This window comes from Streptomyces sp. R11, from assembly GCF_041051905.1.
GTDB lineage: Bacteria > Actinomycetota > Actinomycetes > Streptomycetales > Streptomycetaceae > Streptomyces.
In genome coordinates this window covers 3,870,102-3,887,117 of the sequence record NZ_CP163432.1, presented here as the reverse complement: position 1 = coordinate 3,887,117, position 17,016 = coordinate 3,870,102, and the positions used below count along the sequence as shown (strand labels likewise).

At 71.1% G+C, this 17,016-nt stretch carries 16 protein-coding genes; 9 read left to right on the top strand and 7 right to left on the bottom strand.

What is annotated here, in order from left to right; translation table 11 throughout:
• Positions 1–43 precede the first annotated feature (43 nt).
• From AB5J55_RS17590 to AB5J55_RS17575, 4 genes are read right to left on the bottom strand one after another with little or no spacing between them, the layout of a single operon-like run.
• Positions 44–505, bottom strand: coding sequence for a MarR family winged helix-turn-helix transcriptional regulator (locus tag AB5J55_RS17590; RefSeq protein WP_369271596.1), 462 nt, complete (start codon positions 503–505; stop codon positions 44–46).
• On the bottom strand, positions 502–1,263 hold the full coding sequence (locus AB5J55_RS17585; protein WP_369271595.1) for an energy-coupling factor ABC transporter ATP-binding protein: 762 nt from the start codon (positions 1,261–1,263) through the stop codon (positions 502–504). The genes AB5J55_RS17590 and AB5J55_RS17585 overlap by 4 nt, the downstream gene beginning before the upstream one ends.
• A complete protein-coding gene (gene cbiQ / locus AB5J55_RS17580) occupies positions 1,251–2,012 on the bottom strand; it encodes a cobalt ECF transporter T component CbiQ (RefSeq protein WP_369271594.1) in 762 nt (253 codons plus the stop codon). The genes AB5J55_RS17585 and cbiQ overlap by 13 nt, the downstream gene beginning before the upstream one ends.
• 8 nt (positions 2,013–2,020) lie before the next feature.
• The gene (locus AB5J55_RS17575) at positions 2,021–3,079 is read right to left on the bottom strand and encodes an energy-coupling factor ABC transporter permease (RefSeq protein WP_369271593.1); all 1,059 of its coding nucleotides are present in this window, start codon (positions 3,077–3,079) and stop codon (positions 2,021–2,023) included.
• 169 nt (positions 3,080–3,248) lie between these two features.
• On the opposite strand from AB5J55_RS17575, the gene AB5J55_RS17570 reads away from it, so the two are divergent.
• Complete coding sequence (locus tag AB5J55_RS17570) at positions 3,249–3,644, top strand: SsgA family sporulation/cell division regulator (RefSeq protein ID WP_369271592.1); 396 nt, start codon at positions 3,249–3,251, stop codon at positions 3,642–3,644.
• A gap of 3 nt (positions 3,645–3,647) precedes the next feature.
• Here the strand turns inward: AB5J55_RS17570 and AB5J55_RS17565 are convergent, their stop codons facing one another.
• From AB5J55_RS17565 to AB5J55_RS17555, 3 genes are all read right to left on the bottom strand, one after another.
• On the bottom strand, positions 3,648–5,321 hold the full coding sequence (locus AB5J55_RS17565; RefSeq protein ID WP_369271591.1) for a penicillin-binding transpeptidase domain-containing protein: 1,674 nt from the start codon (positions 5,319–5,321) through the stop codon (positions 3,648–3,650).
• Between the two features lie 105 nt (positions 5,322–5,426).
• Positions 5,427–7,067 carry a penicillin-binding transpeptidase domain-containing protein gene (locus AB5J55_RS17560; RefSeq protein ID WP_369271590.1) on the bottom strand — a complete coding sequence of 547 codons (1,641 nt, stop codon included), beginning with the start codon at positions 7,065–7,067 and terminating at the stop codon, positions 5,427–5,429.
• Positions 7,068–7,178: 111 nt separating this feature from the next.
• Complete coding sequence (locus tag AB5J55_RS17555) at positions 7,179–8,921, bottom strand: dolichyl-phosphate-mannose--protein mannosyltransferase (RefSeq protein WP_369271589.1); 1,743 nt, start codon at positions 8,919–8,921, stop codon at positions 7,179–7,181.
• A 62-nt stretch (positions 8,922–8,983) separates the two neighbouring features.
• On the opposite strand from AB5J55_RS17555, the gene rsmI reads away from it, so the two are divergent.
• The 8 genes from rsmI to AB5J55_RS17515 all read left to right on the top strand — a co-directional run bounded on the left by rsmI (position 8,984) and on the right by AB5J55_RS17515 (position 16,977).
• Complete coding sequence (rsmI, locus tag AB5J55_RS17550; RefSeq protein ID WP_369271588.1) at positions 8,984–9,832, top strand: 16S rRNA (cytidine(1402)-2'-O)-methyltransferase; 849 nt, start codon at positions 8,984–8,986, stop codon at positions 9,830–9,832.
• A 191-nt stretch (positions 9,833–10,023) separates the two neighbouring features.
• Positions 10,024–10,434, top strand: a complete 411-nt coding sequence (locus tag AB5J55_RS17545) for a hypothetical protein (RefSeq protein WP_369271587.1) — start codon at positions 10,024–10,026, stop codon at positions 10,432–10,434.
• 47 nt (positions 10,435–10,481) lie between these two features.
• Entirely contained in the window at positions 10,482–11,363 is an 882-nt protein-coding gene (locus tag AB5J55_RS17540) for a TatD family hydrolase (protein ID WP_369271586.1), read from the top strand.
• A 141-nt stretch (positions 11,364–11,504) separates the two neighbouring features.
• Complete coding sequence (locus AB5J55_RS17535) at positions 11,505–12,899, top strand: ubiquitin-like domain-containing protein (protein WP_369271585.1); 1,395 nt, start codon at positions 11,505–11,507, stop codon at positions 12,897–12,899.
• 56 nt (positions 12,900–12,955) lie between these two features.
• Complete coding sequence (rsmA, locus tag AB5J55_RS17530) at positions 12,956–13,843, top strand: 16S rRNA (adenine(1518)-N(6)/adenine(1519)-N(6))-dimethyltransferase RsmA (RefSeq protein ID WP_369271584.1); 888 nt, start codon at positions 12,956–12,958, stop codon at positions 13,841–13,843.
• Positions 13,844–14,761, top strand: coding sequence for a 4-(cytidine 5'-diphospho)-2-C-methyl-D-erythritol kinase (locus AB5J55_RS17525; RefSeq protein ID WP_369271583.1), 918 nt, complete (start codon positions 13,844–13,846; stop codon positions 14,759–14,761).
• Positions 14,758–15,054, top strand: coding sequence for a hypothetical protein (locus AB5J55_RS17520; RefSeq protein WP_369271582.1), 297 nt, complete (start codon positions 14,758–14,760; stop codon positions 15,052–15,054). Before AB5J55_RS17525 ends, AB5J55_RS17520 begins: the two co-directional genes overlap by 4 nt.
• Positions 15,055–15,165: 111 nt before the next feature.
• Complete coding sequence (locus tag AB5J55_RS17515; protein ID WP_369271581.1) at positions 15,166–16,977, top strand: ABC-F family ATP-binding cassette domain-containing protein; 1,812 nt, start codon at positions 15,166–15,168, stop codon at positions 16,975–16,977.
• Positions 16,978–17,016 lie beyond the last annotated feature (39 nt).

Genomic DNA, 17,016 nt, shown 5'->3' with positions numbered 1-17,016 from the left:
CGGTTGCCGTTACCAGGGGGTGGGAACCGGGGGTAACCCGAGTTCAGGGGGTGGGGTCCGCGGTGGGGTGTGCTCGGTGCGCGAGCTGCCACAACTCCTCGCGCAGTCGCGCGACTCCCGCCGCGTCGAGCCCCGTCGCGGTGAGCAGTGAGCCTGGCACGCACTTCGCGCGCTCCCGCAGCTCCTGACCGCGCCCGGTGACGGCCACGAGCACGGACCGCTCGTCGCGCGCCGACCGCTCACGCCGTACCAGGCCGGCCGCCTCCAGCCGCTTCAACAGTGGGGAGACGGTGCCGTAGTCGAGCCGCAGCGCGGCGGCCAGCTCCTTCACCGTCGTCTCGCCCCGCTCCCACAGGACCAGCAGCACGAGGTACTGCGGGTAGGTGAGGCCGAGTTCGTCGAGGAGCGGGCGGTAGGCGGCCGTCACCGCCCGCTGGGCGGCGTACAGCGCGAAGCAGAGCTGGTCGTCCAGGGACAGCGACCCCGCGTCCTCTTGATGCGTCACGCGCCCATTGTCACGGACCGCGGGTCGAATCCGAACGGCAGCTCGAGGCGATGGGCGCGCATCAGCTCGTCGTCCGCGAGGAGTTCGGCCGTCTTCCCGTCGGCCGCGATCACGCCCTCACTCAGGATCAGCGAGCGCGGGCACAGCTCCAGGGCGTACGGCAGGTCGTGCGTGACCATCAGGACGGTGACGTCCAGCGAGCGCAGGATGTCGGCCAGTTCGCGGCGGGAGGCGGGGTCGAGGTTGGAGGAGGGCTCGTCCAGGACGAGGATCTCCGGCTCCATCGCCAGGACGGTGGCCACCGCGACCCGGCGCCGCTGGCCGAAGGAGAGGTGGTGCGGCGGACGGTCCTTGAACTCCGCCATGCCGACCCGCTCCAGCGCCCGGTCGACGCGCTCCTCCAGCTCCGGCCCCTTCAGCCCGGCCGCCGCGGGCCCGAACGCGACGTCCTCACGGACCGTCGGCATGAAGAGCTGGTCGTCCGGGTCCTGGAAGACGATCCCGACCCGGCGCCGGATCTCGGCCATGTGCTGCTTGCCGACGGGCAGTCCGGCGACCTTCACGCTGCCGGTGCCGCCGGTCAGGATGCCGTTGAGGTGCAGGACGAGGGTCGTCTTGCCGGCGCCGTTCGGGCCGAGCAGCGCGACCCGCTCGCCGCGGGCGATGGTGAAGTCCACGCCGAACAGGGCCTGGTGGCCGTCGGGGTAGGCGAAGGCGAGGCCGGAGACCTCCAGGGAAGCAGTACTCACAGGGCCCATCCCAACACGCAGACGACAAGGGCGGCGAAGGGCAGCGCGAGGGCGTACGACCACTGCGCCCTGGACGCGGTCACCTCGTCGATCACCGGCATCGAACCGGCGTACCCCCGGCTGATCATGGCCAGATGTACGCGCTCGCCACGTTCGTAGGAGCGGATGAACAGTGCGCCCGCCGACTTCGCGAGCACACCCCAGTGCCGCACGCCCTTCGCCTCGAAGCCGCGCGACTCCCGTGCGATGCGCATCCGCCGCATCTCGTCGGCGATGACATCGCCGTACCGGATCATGAAGGACGCGATCTGCACGAGAAGGGGCGGGAGCCTCAGCCGCTGCAGGCCCAGCAGGAGTTCGCGCAGCTCGGTGGTGGAGGCGAGGATCACGGAGGCGGCGACGCCCAGGGTGCCCTTCGCGAGCACGTTCCAGGCGCCCCACAGTCCGCTGACGCTCAGCGACATGCCCAGCACCTCGACCTGCTCGCCCTCCGCCACGAACGGCAGCAGCACGGCGAACGCGACGAACGGCACCTCGATCAGCAGCCGCTTGAGGAGAAACCCGGCGGGCACGCGTGCGACACCGGCGACGATGGCGAGCAGTGCGGCGTACAGGCCGAACGCCCACATCGCCTCCCGCGGTGTCGACACCACGACCACCACGAACGCGAACGTCGCGGCGAGTTTGGTGTGCGGCGGCAGACCGTGCACGGGCGAGTGCCCGTGCCGGTAGAGCCTGTGTGCGTGCCCGGCGCCCATGTCGGGTCTCAGACGTTCGTGCTCGTGGGCGACACGTCGGCCGCCTCGCTGCCACGACGCCGGCGCACCGCCCAGAAGACCGCGCTGCCCGCGACGAGCGTGGCACCGACGCCGATCGTGCCGGCGAGGCCGCCGGACAGCCGGACGTTGTCGATGTCCTTGACGCCGTAGTCGGCGAGCGGCGAGTCGGCGTTGGCGTGCTCCTGCGCGGACTTGGCGAAGCCCTTGTCCTCGGCGACCTTCTCCAGACCGTCGGGGCTGGCGGAGGCGTAGAAGCTGACGACGCCGGCGAGGACGAGGGAGGTGGCCAGACCGCTGATCCACAGGGTGCGGCGCGAGGTCCGGGCCGCGACCGGCTGCTCGGCCCCGGCCCCGGGGGCGTCGACGAGCTCGCCGCCGACCCGCAGCTTCAGCGGCTGCCGCAGATCACGGGCGCCGTACACGAGGTCGGGTCGTACGGCGATGACGGCGCCGATCGTCAGCGCGGTGATTGCGGCCTCGCCGATGCCGATCAGGAGGTGGACGCCGCCCATGGCGGTGGCGACCTTGCCGATCGGGACGTCGGTGGTGCCGCCGATCCAGAACAGCAGCGTGAACGCGAGCGCCGCGGCCGGCACCGACACCAGCGCGGAGACGAAGGAGGCGGCGGTGATGGAGCGCCGGGTCTTCGGCAGGACCTTCACCAGGCCCCGGAAGACGACGTAGGCGACGACGACGCCGACGATCGCCATGTTGGTGATGTTCACGCCGAGCGCGGTGAGGCCGCCGTCCGCGAAGAGGATGCCCTGCATCAGCAGGACAACGGAGATGCACAGCGCGCCGGTGAAGGGGCCGACGAGGATCGCGGCCAGGGCGCCGCCGAGCAGATGACCGCTGGTCCCGGCCGCGACGGGGAAGTTCAGCATCTGCACCGCGAAGATGAACGCGGCCACCAGGCCGGCCAGCGGAGCAGTGCGCTCGTCGAGCTCGCGGCGCGCGCCGCGCAGGCTCACGGCGACCGCGGCCGCGGCGACCACTCCGGTGACGGCGGAGGTGGGGGCGTCTATGAATCCGTCAGGTACATGCACCGTTCGATGATAGTGGCTTAATGCGAACGCCTTGCAAGAGCGAGGCGCTCGTGTATCGCACATGTGATATACGCCGGTCTCGGCGGGCGCTTCCCGGAAGATATGCGACATTGGAGGGGGAGCGGAAGCACAGCTTTCGCATAGGTGACGCAGTGTAAGGGGTCGGCCGATGTCTGTGGTCGAACAGTACGCACGAGCTCATATCGTCACGGACGCGGACCTCTTGGTGGAGGAACAGGACGCCGTGCCGGTCGTCCTGAAGTACGACCCCGAGATCGACCCGCGCTCGGTACGCGTCCGGTTGCCCGGCCGCCAGGCACACGAGTGGACCTTCTCGCGCTCCCTGCTGGAACAGGGGCTGCGCGCCCCCGCGGGCAGCGGGGAGATACGGGTGTGGCCGTGCGGCCGGGTGCAGGCCGTGGTGGAGTTCCACTCCGCGCAGGGTGTCTCGGTGGTGCAGTTCGAGACGAAGGCCCTGATGAGGTTCCTGCGGCGGACATACCTGGCCGCCGCACCGGCTGCACCCGCCGCACCCGTCGAGCGTGAGGCCCAGCTGAGAAGCTGAGGCTCAGTCGCCCAGCTTCAGCAGTTCCGCCACGATCGGGCCGGCCGTCTCGCCGCCGTGGCCGCCCGCCTGGACGACGCCCGCCGCGGCGAGGTCGCCCCGGTACGCGGTGAACCAGCCGTTCGGCTTCTTCTGGTTGTCGACCTCAGCCGAACCGGTCTTCGCGCCGACGTCGCCGGTCACCCCGGACATCGCCTCGGCCGCCGTGCCGTAGGCCGCCGTGTAGGACATCAGCTCGCGCAACTGCGACAGCGCGGACGCGGACATCGTGCGGGAGGCCGTGGCGAGCGTGCGGCCGTCGACGCTCGGAGCCACCAGGTACGGCTGCTTGAAGGTGCCCGTCTTGATGGTCGCGGAGACCGAAGCCATGTTCAGCGGGTTCATCCGCACCCCGCCCTGGCCGATCAGCGAGGCCGCCATCTGGGCCTGCGACTGGACGGGGACGGAGCCGTCGAAGGTGGGCACGCCGACGGACCAGTTGTTCAGGGAGAGGCCGAAGACCTGCTGGGCCTGCTTGGTCAGGCTGTCGTTCTCCAGCTCGGGCGCCTGGCTGATGAAGGCGGTGTTGCAGGAGCGGGCGAAGCTCGCCTTGAAGGTGCCGCCCTTGATCTCGAACTTGTCGTCGTTCTGGAACTTCCAGTGGCCGTACGTGAAGTACTTCGGGCAGGGGTGCTCCTTGTCCGCCCCGGCCAGGCCCTTCTCGATCAGCAGCGACGAGGTGATGACCTTCATCGTGGAGCCGGGCGCGAGGGAGCCCTGGAAGGCGATGTTGAAGCCGTGCGAGGAGTTCGCGACCGCCAGGATCTCGCCGGTCGAGGGGCGCAGCACGACCACCGACGCCTTCGACTTCGTGGCCACCTGCTTCTCCGCGGCGGCCTGCAGCGTCGGGCTCAGCGTCGTCTCCACCGTGCCCGGCGTGCCCTTGCTCAGCTCCACCAGGGTCTTGTCGGACAGCTCGGCCTTCTTGGACTCCTTGCCCCGGACCACCTGGAGCTCGATGCCCGCCTTGCCGCCCGCCTTCTCGCCGTACTTCTCGCGCAGCCCGTCCAGGACCGAGCCCAGCGACGGGTACTCGTCCTCGGTGAGCTCACCGCCGTCCCGGTCGAGGGCCTTGACCGGCGGGGTGCCGGACTCGCCGGTGACGAGGGTGTCGCCGTCCTTCAGGTCGGGGTGGACGACCCCGGAATGCCACTCGACGAGCGGCTTGCCGTCCTCGGCCCGCCGCACGACCGTCAGCGAACTGTCGTACGTCAGCGGCTTGCTGGTCCCCTTGTACGTCACCGTGCCCTTCACGGAGAAGGGGACCTTGGCGCCGGTGCGGGTGCCGGCGGTGAGGGTGACGTCCTTGATGTGGGCTTCCTTGGTGTAGCCGGTCAGCAGGGCCTTGGCGGCCGTCGTGTCGTCCGTGGAGGCGGCCGCCTCGGTCACCTTGCCCTGCTGCCAGGCGGTGAGGAACTCCCGGGCCGCGGTCTTGACCTCCGTCGCCGACAGCGGGCCAGTCTTGACGGCCTTGGCCTTCTCCGAGCTCGACGACTGCGCACCGTTCTCGGCGGCGGCTCCGCTGCCGAGCAGCGCGTAGACACCGATCCCGGCGCCGCCGAGGACCACGGCGATCATCCCGCCGAGCACGGCGGGGTTGGTCTTCCGTCGCTCGGCGACGCGCCTTCTGTTGCCCACTGCTTTCCGTTCCCTCGCGTATTCCGGGGGCCCCCGCCGCCCCGCCAGCCTCACGCATACCAACGACGACGACCACCCTAGAGTCCCGTGCCGCGAGGGATAAGTTCACCCGGACGCTCGTAGCACGGCTGCGACAATCGGCCCGGCCGCGTCGCTGCCGTGGCCGCCCTGCTGGGACATGGCCGCGGCCGCCACATCATCGCGGAATCCGGTGAACCAGCTGTCGGAGGTGGCCTCCCCGTCGACCTCGGCGGACCCGGTCTTGGCTCCGATGTCGCCGCCGAGCCCGGACATGACCTGCACTGCGGTGCCCTGGGGTGCGGTCGCGGTCAGCCGCATCATCTGCTTCAGCTGGGAGGCGGTGCTCGCCGGCAGCCCCCTGGCGGTGGCGAGTTGACGGTCGTCGAGGTCGGGTGAGACCAGATACGGCTGCCGGAACTCGCCGGTGATCGCGGTGGCGGTGACCGACGCCATGTTCAGCGGGTTCATCTGGACCTGGCCCTGGCCGATGGCGCCCGCGGCGCGGTCCGGGCCGGTGGCCGCGGGGACGCTGCCGTCGAAGGAGCTGATACCGGTCTTCCAGTCACCGCCGAGCCCGAACCGCTCCTGGGCCTCTGTCGTCAGCGAGGCGTCGGTCAGCGGCTCCTCGTCGACGAGCTTGATGAAGGCCGTGTTGCAGGAGCGCGCGAAGCCGTTGGCGAGCGTGGCGTTGGCGGTCTCGTCGGGCTCGAGGCCCGTGAGGTTCTTGAAGGTCTGGCTCTTCCAGGTCGCCGTGTCCGGGCAGGGCGCGGGGCCGTTCATCGTGGTCACGCCGTTGTCGATGAGCATCGCCGCGGTGATGATCTTCATCGTGGAGCCGGGCGGGACGCGTCCCTCGAAGGCCGCGTTGAAGGCGTCCTCACGGTGGTTCGCCACCGCCAGCACCTCGCCGGTGCTCGGCTTGAGGGCCACGACGGAGGACTGGGCGTACCGCTGCACCGCCTTCTCGGCCGCCGCCTGCACGCTCGCGCTGAGCGTCGTTCGCAGCTTGCCGGGCTTCCCCTTCGCGAGGGTCAGCAGCGAGGTGTCCGGCGACTCGTCGGCGTGCCGGATCGCCAGCTCGACGCCGGGCGAGCCGCCCGCCTTGCTGCCGTACCTGTCGCGCAGGGTGTCCAGGACCGGGCCGAGTGAGGGGTACTTGTCCTTCGTCAGCACGGTGCCGTCGCGGTCGACGGCCTCGATGGGCGGGGCGGCCGCCTCGCCGGTGACGAGGCGATCGTTCCTCTTCAGCTTCGGATGGATCACGGTGGGCTGCCAGTCGACGAGGGCCCGCCCGGTGGTGCGGCCGCGGACGACGGTGAGCTCGCTCCTGTAGGACAGCGGCTCGGACTCGCCGTCGTACGACACCTTCGCCTTCACCGTGTAGGGCACGGTGTCGCCGTTCGCCTTGCCGGGTGTGATCTTCACGCCGGTTATGTGGGCGTCCTGGCCGTAGGACCTGAGCACCGGGGCGGCCGCCGCGTCGTTGTTCGTCAGCTCTGCCGCCTGCGCGGCCTGCCCCTTCTCCCAGGCCGCGAAGAACTTCTCGGTGGTCTCCTCGACCTCGTCCGCGCTCGGCGGCCCGGACCGTACCGGCGCGGGCCCGCTCGCCCCCGTCGCCCCACCGCCGTTCAACGCCGACATGATGTTGTACGCGCCGTATCCGGCACCGCCCACCATCGCGGCGAACACGCCGCCTATGACGGCGACTTTGACCCCCTTGGACATGGTCCCCTCCCCGTTTTCGTCCACCGCACTGTAAGTGGCATGAGGGAAAGGTGTGAGAGGTGTTTTCTTTTGTTGGCCGAACTATTGACCGAAGAGTGGCCGTTTGGCCGATCAGACCCAGGTGTCCAGCCACATCCGCGACCGCCAGTCGTCGACCGGGATCGCCGTGCCCGTGTAGATCGGCCAGAAGTAGATGAAGTTCCAGGCGATCAGCAGCACCAGCACGCCCGCGCCCGTGGCGCCCGCCACCCGGCGGGTGTCTCCGGCGCGTGGCGGGCCGATGATGGCGCCCAGGAGCATGGCCACGGCGAGGCAGAGGAAGGGCAGGAAGACGATGGCGTAGAAGAAGAAGATGGTGCGTTCCTGGTAGAGGAACCAGGGGAGGTAGCCGGCCACGACACCGCAGGCGATGGCGCCGGCGCGCCAGTCACGGCGGAAGGCCCAGCGCCACAGGACGTACAGGACCGCGAAGGCGGCCACCCACCACAGCAGCGGCGTGCCGAGGGCCAGCACCTCGCGGGCGCACTTCTCACCCGCGTCGACGGGGCAGCCGTCCTTGCCGGGTGCGGGGGACTCGTAGAAGTACGACACCGGACGGCCGACGACCAGCCAGCTCCACGGGTTGGACTGGTAGGTGTGCGGCGACGACAGGCCGACGTGGAAGTCGTACACCTGGTGCTCGTAGTGCCACAGGCTCAGCCACCAGTCGGGGAACAGCCAGGACCAGCTGCTGCTGCGGCCGTCGGCGCTCGCCCAGTCGCGGTAGTAGCCGCCGCTGCCGTTCGTGGGGGAGAGGATCCAGCCGGTCCAGGAGGCGATGTAGGTGACGATCGCCACCGGCACGGTCGCCAGGAAGGCGAAGCCCAGGTCGTGCTTGAGCACCGCCATGTAGGAGTGACGGGCACCGGCGACCTTGCGGGCGCCGACGTCCCACAGGACCGTCAGCAGGCCGAACGCCACCAGGAAGTACAGGCCGTTCCACTTGGTGCCGATGGCCAGGCCCAGCATCAGGCCCGCCGTCCAGCGCCAGGGGCGCCAGCCGAGGCGCAGGGTCTCGGCGATGTGCGCGTCGGGGCGGAACCTGCCGTCGGGGTCGGCCGGGAGCGCGGCCGCGAGTTTCGCGCGCGCCCGGTCCCGGTCGATGACGAGACAGCCGAACGCCGCCAGCACGAAGAACATCAGCACCCCGTCGAGCAGCGAGGTGCGGGCCATCACGAAGGCCAGCCCGTCCACCGCCATCAGCGTGCCCGCGAGGCAGCCGAGGAAGGTGGAGCGGAAGATTCGGCGCCCGATGCGGCACAGCATCAGCACGGCCAGCGTCCCCAGCAGCGCCGTCATGAACCGCCAGCCGAACGGGTTGAACCCGAACATCAGCTCGCCGAGCCCGATGACGTACTTGCCGACCGGCGGATGCACCACGTACGCCGCGTCCGCCGGGATCTGGACCTGGTCGCCGACCTTGAGGATCAGGTCGTTGGCGTTCTTGTCCCAGTTGACCTCGAAACCGCGGTGAACGAGCGCCCAGGCGTCCTTGGCGTAGTACGTCTCGTCGAATATCACCGCCTTCGGGTTGCCCAGGTTCCAGAACCGCGTCACTCCCGCCAGCAGCGTCACCAGCAGCGGGCCGATCCAGCCCGACCAGCGCGCGATCCGCTCGGCGAGCGGGCGCGGGACGCCGAGGAACTGCCACATCCGCGGGCTGGGCTGGACGTAAGGCGGCACGAGCCGGTCGCGGACGTCGCTGACGGGCGTCGCCGTGTAGCCGAAACGGCGCAGCCGCTGCTGCCACGACGGCCGCTGCTCGTGGATCGCCTGGCCCTGCCGGGTGTCCGTGGAGGACGCGGTACTGGTCACCGCGCCATCGTAGGGAACACGTCTGTGACAGTCGCGTGGATGCGCCCTGCGAGGATGGAAACGTGACAGGAACCCTTGTTTTGGCAGGCACTCCCATCGGCGACGTCAAGGACGCCCCGCCCCGGCTGGCCGAGGAGCTGGCCGGCGCGGACGTGGTCGCCGCCGAGGACACCCGGCGGCTGCGGCGCCTCACCCAGGCGCTGGGCGTGCAGCCGGCCGGGCGGGTCGTGTCGTACTTCGAGGGCAACGAGTCGGCCCGTACGCCCGAACTGGTCGAGGCGCTGCTCGAGGGCTCGCGGGTGCTGCTGGTGACCGACGCCGGGATGCCGTCCGTGTCCGACCCCGGGTACCGGCTGGTCGCGGCGGCGGTCGAGAAGGACATCAAGGTCACCGCGGTGCCGGGGCCGTCCGCGGTGCTGACCGCGCTCGCCCTGTCCGGGCTGCCCGTCGACCGGTTCTGCTTCGAGGGGTTCCTGCCGCGCAAGGCGGGGGAGCGGCGCTCGCGCCTGAAGGAGGTGGCCGAGGAGCGGCGCACCCTCGTCTACTTCGAGGCGCCGCACCGGCTCGACGACACGCTCGCCGCGATGGCCGAGGTGTTCGGCGCCGAGCGGCGGGCCGCCGTGTGCCGGGAGCTGACCAAGACGTACGAGGAGGTCAGGCGCGGCGGGCTGGGGGAGCTGGCCGAGTGGGCGGCCGAGGGCGTGCGCGGGGAGATCACCGTCGTCGTCGAGGGGGCGCCCGAGAAGGGGGCCGAGGAGGTCGACGCCACCGAGTTCGTACGGCGGGTTCGCATCCGCGAAGAGGCGGGAGAGCGGCGCAAGGAGGCCATCGCGGCGGTGGCGGCGGAGGCCGGGGTGCCCAAGAGGGAGGTCTTCGACGCCGTGGTGGCGGCGAAGAAGGCGGGGGCGTGAAGTGCCGTGTGAGCAGGGCGTATATCGCATGAGCGGGCGCCCCATGCCGGGGTAAAGGGACCCGGCCCTTTCGGCAAGGAACGTCCAAGTCGGCGCCAACACTGGACAGATTCCGTGCGTTCACTCCTGCGGAGGAGTCCACTGGGTTGAGGGACGCGACCCGTCCCACCCAGCGGACCACAGGAGCTGGCATGAGTGAGATCGCACAGCAGACCACGGGCCTTCGCAGCGCCGCGACCGCCGTCGTCCACGAGTCGTATTCGTTCGCCTGCATGCGCTGCGGGCACGGCTGGGAGCAGTCGTACGAGATAGAGCACCACCTGGACGGTGACGGGCGCGAGTTCGTCATGTACGTCGCGAACGGCCAGGTGGTGCCGTCCCCGTTGAGCCGGCCCACGTGCCAGAACTGCGACGGCCACGTCGTGCGGATCATGCGGCCCGGCCAGGTGTCCTCCGTGCAGAACTCCCTGCACCGCGCCGGCCCGATCCCCACCCAGCCGAAGGCCGAGCCCGAGTCGGCGTCGGAGTCGGCGCCGGCCGAGCCGCACCACCACTGGCAGCTGTCCGATCTGCTGCACGTCTTCCACCGCAAGGCGAGCTGAGCCGATCACCCGGCCGCTCGGGCAGACCCCTTTCGTAGGATCGGGGCATGCCTTCGAACGCCGCCGACAAGCACGCCGCCCCGCCGCTCCCGGAACCGCTGCGGGTGCCGGTCGCCGACTCGCACACCCACCTCGACATGCAGTCCGGCACGGTGGAGGAGGGGCTCGCCAAGGCGGCGTCGGTGGGCGTGACGACGGTCGTGCAGGTCGGCTGTGACGTACGCGGCTCGCAGTGGGCGGCCGAGACGGCGGCGCAGTACGACGCCGTGCACGCGACCGTCGCCCTGCACCCGAACGAGGCGCCGCGCATCGTGCACGGGGACCCCGACGGCTGGTCGCGGCAGGGGGCGCGTGAGCCGGGTGGTGCGCGGGCGCTCGACGAGGCGCTCGCCGAGATCGACCGCCTGGCCGCGCTCCCGCAGGTCAAGGGCGTCGGCGAGACCGGCCTCGACTACTTCCGCACCGGGCCCGAGGGCAAGGAGGCGCAGGAGGCGTCCTTCCGCGCCCACATCGAGATCGCCAAGCGGCACGGCAAGGCGCTGGTCATCCACGACCGCGAGGCCCACGCGGATGTGCTGCGGGTGCTGAAGGAGGAGGGCGCCCCGGAGCGGACCGTCTTCCACTGCTACTCCGGGGACGCCGAGATGGCCCAGGTGTGCGCCCGCGCCGGGTACTTCATGTCCTTCGCCGGCAACGTCACCTTCAAGAACGCCCAGAATCTGCGGGACGCGGTGGCGGTGGCCCCGCTGGAGCTGCTCCTCGTGGAGACGGACGCGCCGTTCCTCACGCCTGCCCCGTACCGCGGACGGCCCAACGCTCCGTATCTCATTCCGATCACGGTGCGTGCCATGGCTGCCGTACGGGGGATCGACGAGGACGCGCTGGCGGAGGCCCTGGGCTCGAACACTGCACATGCCTTCGGCTACTGACGGATAACCGCTCGATAACGCTCGCCCGGGTCCACCTCGACGTGGTCGCCACTGTGCGTAGTCGCGTCGCCTTGGAGAGTAATCGGCGCTCCGCTAGGTTCTGGGGGCCCTAAACGGACCCCTCCGCTGGAGCGTGTCGTCGTGAGCAACGCGCAGTTCGAGACGTATGGCCCGAGCCCGGCCCACGAGCCCCCGGCGTACGGCGGCTTCGACCCGCACAGCGCGCAGACGCTGGGGTACGGGGTGCCGGGGCCGTACGAGACGCACGACGCGTACGGCACATACAGCACATACGGCACCGCCTACGCCACGTACGAGGACACCTACCGGCCTGCCTACGAGGCGTCCGAGACGGCGCACGAGGCGGCGTACGAGCCGGTGGTGCGCCCCAGGAGCGGACGTCGGGCCGCGCACCGGCGCAGGGGGAAGGTCGCCGAGCGGGGGGACGGGCCCATGCGCCGGCTCGTCCCGCAGGCGCTGGTCGTGGCGTTCCTCGCGGGCGGCACCAGCGCCTTCGTCGCCGAGGACAAGGCGATCGAGCTGAGCGTCGACGGCAAGCCGCGCACGCTGCACACCTTCGCGGACGACGTCACCGAGCTGCTCACCGAGGAGGGTGTCGACGTCGGCGCGCACGACGTGGTGGCGCCCGCACCCGATGCGGCGCTCACCAGCGGTGACGAGGTCGCGGTGCGCTACGGCCGCCCCGTGCGGCTCACGCTCGACGGCCAGCGGCGCGAGGTGTGGACGACGGAGCGCACGGTGGAGGCGGCGCTCAGGCAGATCGGGGTGCGCGCGGAGGGGGCGTACGTCTCGGCGTCGCGCTCCCAAAGCATCGGGCGTGAAGGACTCGCGCTGGATGTGCGCACCGAGCGCGCGGTGACGGTCATGGCGGACGGGCGGGCGCGCACGATTCGTACGAACGCGGCGACCGTGAGCGAGGTCGTGGAGCAGGCCGGCATCACCCTGCGCGGCCAGGACGCGACGTCCGTCCCGCTCGACAGCTTCCCGCGCGACGGGCAGACGGTCACGGTCCTGCGGATCACCGGCCGCAAGGAGATCCGCGACGAGGCGATCCAGTTCGCCGTGCAGCGGATCGAGGACCCCTCGGTGTTCAAGGGCACGGAGGTCGTCGAGCGGGCGGGGCAGCTGGGGCTGCGGCGGGTCACGTACTCGCTGCGTACCGTCAACGGCGTCCGGCAGAAGCCGCGGCGGACCGGGTCCGAGGTGGTGCGCGAGCCGCAGACGCAGGTGGTGAAGGTCGGCACCAAGCCGCTGCCGACGTCGGTGCGCGGCGCGGGAGGTCTGGACTGGCAGGGCCTCGCGGCGTGCGAGTCCGGGGGCCGGGCGGACGCGGTGGACTCGTCGGGGACGTACGGCGGGCTGTACCAGTTCGACACGCACACCTGGCGCAGCCTCGGCGGGAAGGGCCGTCCGCAGGACGCGCCGGCGGCGGAGCAGACGGCACGGGCGAAGAAGCTGTATGTGCGGCAGGGAGCGAGTCCCTGGCCGCACTGCGGGGAGCGGCTGCACGGGTGAGCCACCTGTGGTGACGGGCGGCCGGTGCCGGCTGTACGGCCCCGTACCCTTGTCGGGTGAGCAGCCCCACCCCCGACGCCCTCCTGGGCCCCGCCGACATCCGTGAACTGGCGGCCGCCCTCGGTGTGCGCCCCACCAAACAGCGCGGCCAGAACTTCGTGATCGACGCGAACACGGTCCGCCGTATCGTCCGCACCGCGGACGTCCGCCCCGACGACGTGGTGGTCGAGGTGGGACCGGGACTCGGCTCGCTCACCCTGGCGCTGCTGGAGGTGGCCGACCGCGTCACCGCCGTCGAGATCGACGACGTCCTCGCCGCCGCGCTGCCCGCGACCATCGCGGCCCGCATGCCGGACCGCGCCGACCGGTTCGCGCTGGTGCACTCCGACGCGATGCAGGTCGCCGAACTGCCGGGCCCGCCGCCCACCGCGCTGGTCGCCAACCTCCCCTACAACGTGGCCGTCCCCGTCCTCCTGCACATGCTCGAAACCTTCCCGACCATCGAACGCACCCTCGTCATGGTGCAGTCGGAGGTCGCCGACCGACTGGCGGCGTCGCCCGGTTCGAAGGTGTACGGCGTCCCCTCGGTCAAGGCCAACTGGTACGCCGAGGTCAAGCGGGCCGGCGCCATCGGACGCAACGTCTTCTGGCCCGCCCCGAACGTCGACAGCGGGCTGGTCTCCCTGACCCGGCGCGCCGAGCCGCTCAAGACCACCGCCTCCCGGCGCGAGGTCTTCGCCGTCATCGACGGCGCGTTCGCCCAGCGCCGCAAGACCCTGCGGGCCGCACTCGCCGGCTGGGCGGGCTCGGCGGCCGCGGCCGAGGAGGCCCTCGTCGCCGCCGGCGTCTCACCGCAGGCCCGCGGAGAGGCGCTGACGGTCGAGGAGTTCGTCCGGATCGCCGAGCACAAGGCGGCCGGCGCCCAGCACAAGGAGTCCGAGTAAGTGAGCGCGAGCGTCACCGTACGTGTCCCCGCCAAGGTCAACGTCCAGCTCGCGGTCGGCGCCGCGCGGCCCGACGGCTTTCACGACCTGGCCAACGTCTTCCTGGCGGTCGGGCTGTACGACGAGGTCACCGTGACCCCCTCGCCCGACGGGCTGCGCGTCACCTGTGACGGGCCCGACGCCGACCAGGTCCCGCTCGACCGTACGAACCTCGCCGCCCGCGCGGCGCTCGCCCTGGCGGAACGCCGTGGCCTCGACGCCGACGTCCACCTCCACATCGCCAAGGACATCCCGGTCGCCGGCGGCATGGCGGGCGGCAGTGCGGACGGCGCGGGCGCGCTGCTGGCCTGCGACGCGCTGTGGGGTACGCACGCCTCCCGCGAGGAACTGCTCGACATCTGCGCCGAGTTGGGCAGTGACGTGCCGTTCAGCCTGGTCGGCGGGGCGGCTCTGGGCACCGGGCGGGGCGAGCGGCTGCGTACGCTCGACGTGGGCGGCACCTTCCACTGGGTGTTCGCGATGGCCGACCGAGGGCTGTCGACGCCGGCCGTGTTCCGTGAGTTCGACCGGCTCGGCGAGGGCACCGACATCCCCGAGCCCATCGCCTCCGAGCCGCTCCTCGCCGCCCTCGCGAAGGGTGACCCCGACGCGCTCGCCGCGGCCGTCTCCAACGACCTCCAGCCAGCGGCCCTCTCCCTCTTCCCGGAGCTCGCCGACACCCTCGCCGCAGGCCGCGCCGCCGGTGCGCTCGCGGCGCTGGTCTCCGGCTCGGGTCCGACGACGGCGTTCCTCGCCCGGGACGCCGAGTCGGCGGAGAAGGTGGCCGACACCCTGCGGTCGTCGGGCACCTGCCGGGCGGTGCGCACGACGTCCGGGCCCGCGCAGGGGGCCACGGTGGTGCGGTCCGCCGGAGCGTGACGACGTACTCACAAGTACGCGTTCTTCGCCCGATCTCCACACGGAAGTACTGCGATCGCAGTACCCGTGGGGCGGCTGAGGCCAAGGCCTCCCTGATCCGGCTGATCAAGGTCATATCCCGGTTCGAGGGCCTGGACCCGCGGGCGAGGGTGACGTACACCAACCCCGTCAACGGCACCAAGAAGGACACGAACACGGTCGGCGGTCACCGCGACTACTTCGACACCGAGTGCCCCGGCCAGGTCATGTACGACCTCCTCGCCGAGGTCCGCGCGGCGGCCGCCCGCCGCTGACGCCGGCCTCCACGGCGAAGCGCCCCGGGGCTGCCGATCCCCGGGGCGCACGAGGCTGTCGTACGGGCCGACTAGGCTGGGAGGCTGACCGACCCCCTGGGCAGGAGAGTAATGGCCGTCAATCTGGTCAATGTCGAGAACGTCAGCAAGGTGTACGGCACCCGTGCCCTGCTCGACGGTGTGTCGCTCGGCGTCTCCGAGGGGGACCGCATCGGCGTCGTCGGTCGCAACGGCGACGGCAAGACGACCCTGATCCGGATGCTGGCCAAGCTGGAGGAGGCCGACACCGGCCGGGTCACGCACTCCGGCGGGCTGCGGCTCGGGGTGCTCACCCAGCACGACTCGCTGGACCCCGAGGCGACCGTCCGGCACGAGGTCATCCGGGACATGGCCGACCACGAGTGGGCGGGCAACGCCAAGGTCCGGGACGTGCTCACGGGCCTCTTCGGCGGCCTCGACCTGCCCGGCTTCCCGCAGGGCCTCGACACCGTCATCGGCCCCCTCTCCGGCGGCGAACGGCGACGGATCGCGCTCGCCAAGCTGCTCATCGAGGAGCAGGACCTCATCGTCCTGGACGAGCCCACCAACCACCTCGACGTCGAGGGCATCGCCTGGCTGGCCCAGCACCTGCGCGAGCGCCGCTCCGCGCTCGTGTGCGTCACCCACGACCGGTGGTTCCTCGACCAGGTCTGCACGCGCATGTGGGACGTGCAGAAGGGCGACGTCTACGAGTACGAGGGCGGCTACTCCGACTACGTCTTCGCCCGCGCCGAGCGCGAGCGCATCGCCGCCACCGAAGAGGTCAAGCGGCAGAACCTGGTCCGCAAGGAGCTGGCCTGGCTGCGCCGCGGCGCCCCCGCGCGCACGTCCAAGCCTCGCTTCCGTGTCGAGGCCGCCAACGAGCTCATCAAGGACGTACCCGCGCCCCGGGACAGCAGCGAGCTGATGAAGTTCGCCTCGTCCCGGCTCGGGAAGACCGTCTTCGACCTGGAGGACATCACCGTCCAGGCCGGCCCCAAGGTGCTGCTCAAGCATGTGACATGGCAGCTCGGTCCCGGGGACCGGATCGGCCTCGTCGGTGTCAACGGCGCCGGCAAGACGTCTCTCCTGCGGGCCATGGCCGAGGCGGCACGGACGGAGGGCGAGGCGCAGCCGGCCGCCGGGCGGATCTCCGTCGGAAAGACCGTCAAGCTCGCCTATCTGTCCCAGGAGGTCGCCGAACTCGCCCCGCACGTGCGGGTGCTGGAAGCCGTTCAGCAGGTGCGCGAGCGCGTCGACCTCGGCAAGGGGCGGGAGATGACCGCCGGGCAGCTGTGCGAGACGTTCGGCTTCGGCAAGGAGAAGCAGTGGACGCCGGTCGGGGACCTCTCCGGTGGTGAGCGGCGCCGGCTCCAGCTGCTGCGCCTGCTGATGGACGAGCCGAACGTCCTCTTCCTCGACGAGCCCACCAACGACCTCGACATCGAGACCCTCACTCAGCTGGAGGACGTCCTCGACGGCTGGCCGGGCTCGATGATCGTCATCTCCCACGACCGGTTCTTCGTCGAGCGCACCACGGACCGGGTGTTCGCCCTCCTCGGCGACGCCACCCTGCGGATGCTGCCGCGCGGAATCGACGAGTACCTGGAGCGCCGCCACCGCATGGAGGCCCAGGTCGCCGCCGGGGCGGTGTCCGCTCCGGCCGCCGAGAAGGCCGTACCGGAGAAGAGCGCCGCCGATGTGCGCGCCGCCAAGAAGGAGTTGCAGAAGATCGAGCGCCAGCTCGACAAGGTCTCCGAGAAGGAGACCAAGCTGCATGCGCAGATCGCCGAGCACGCCACCGACTTCGGAAAGGTCGCCGAACTCGACGCGGAACTGCGCGACTTGGCCGGCCAGCGGGACGAGCTGGAGCTGCGCTGGCTGGAACTTGCGGAGGACGCGTAGCGTTTCGCCGGGAAGGGCGCGACTACCGAGGTGCCGCTG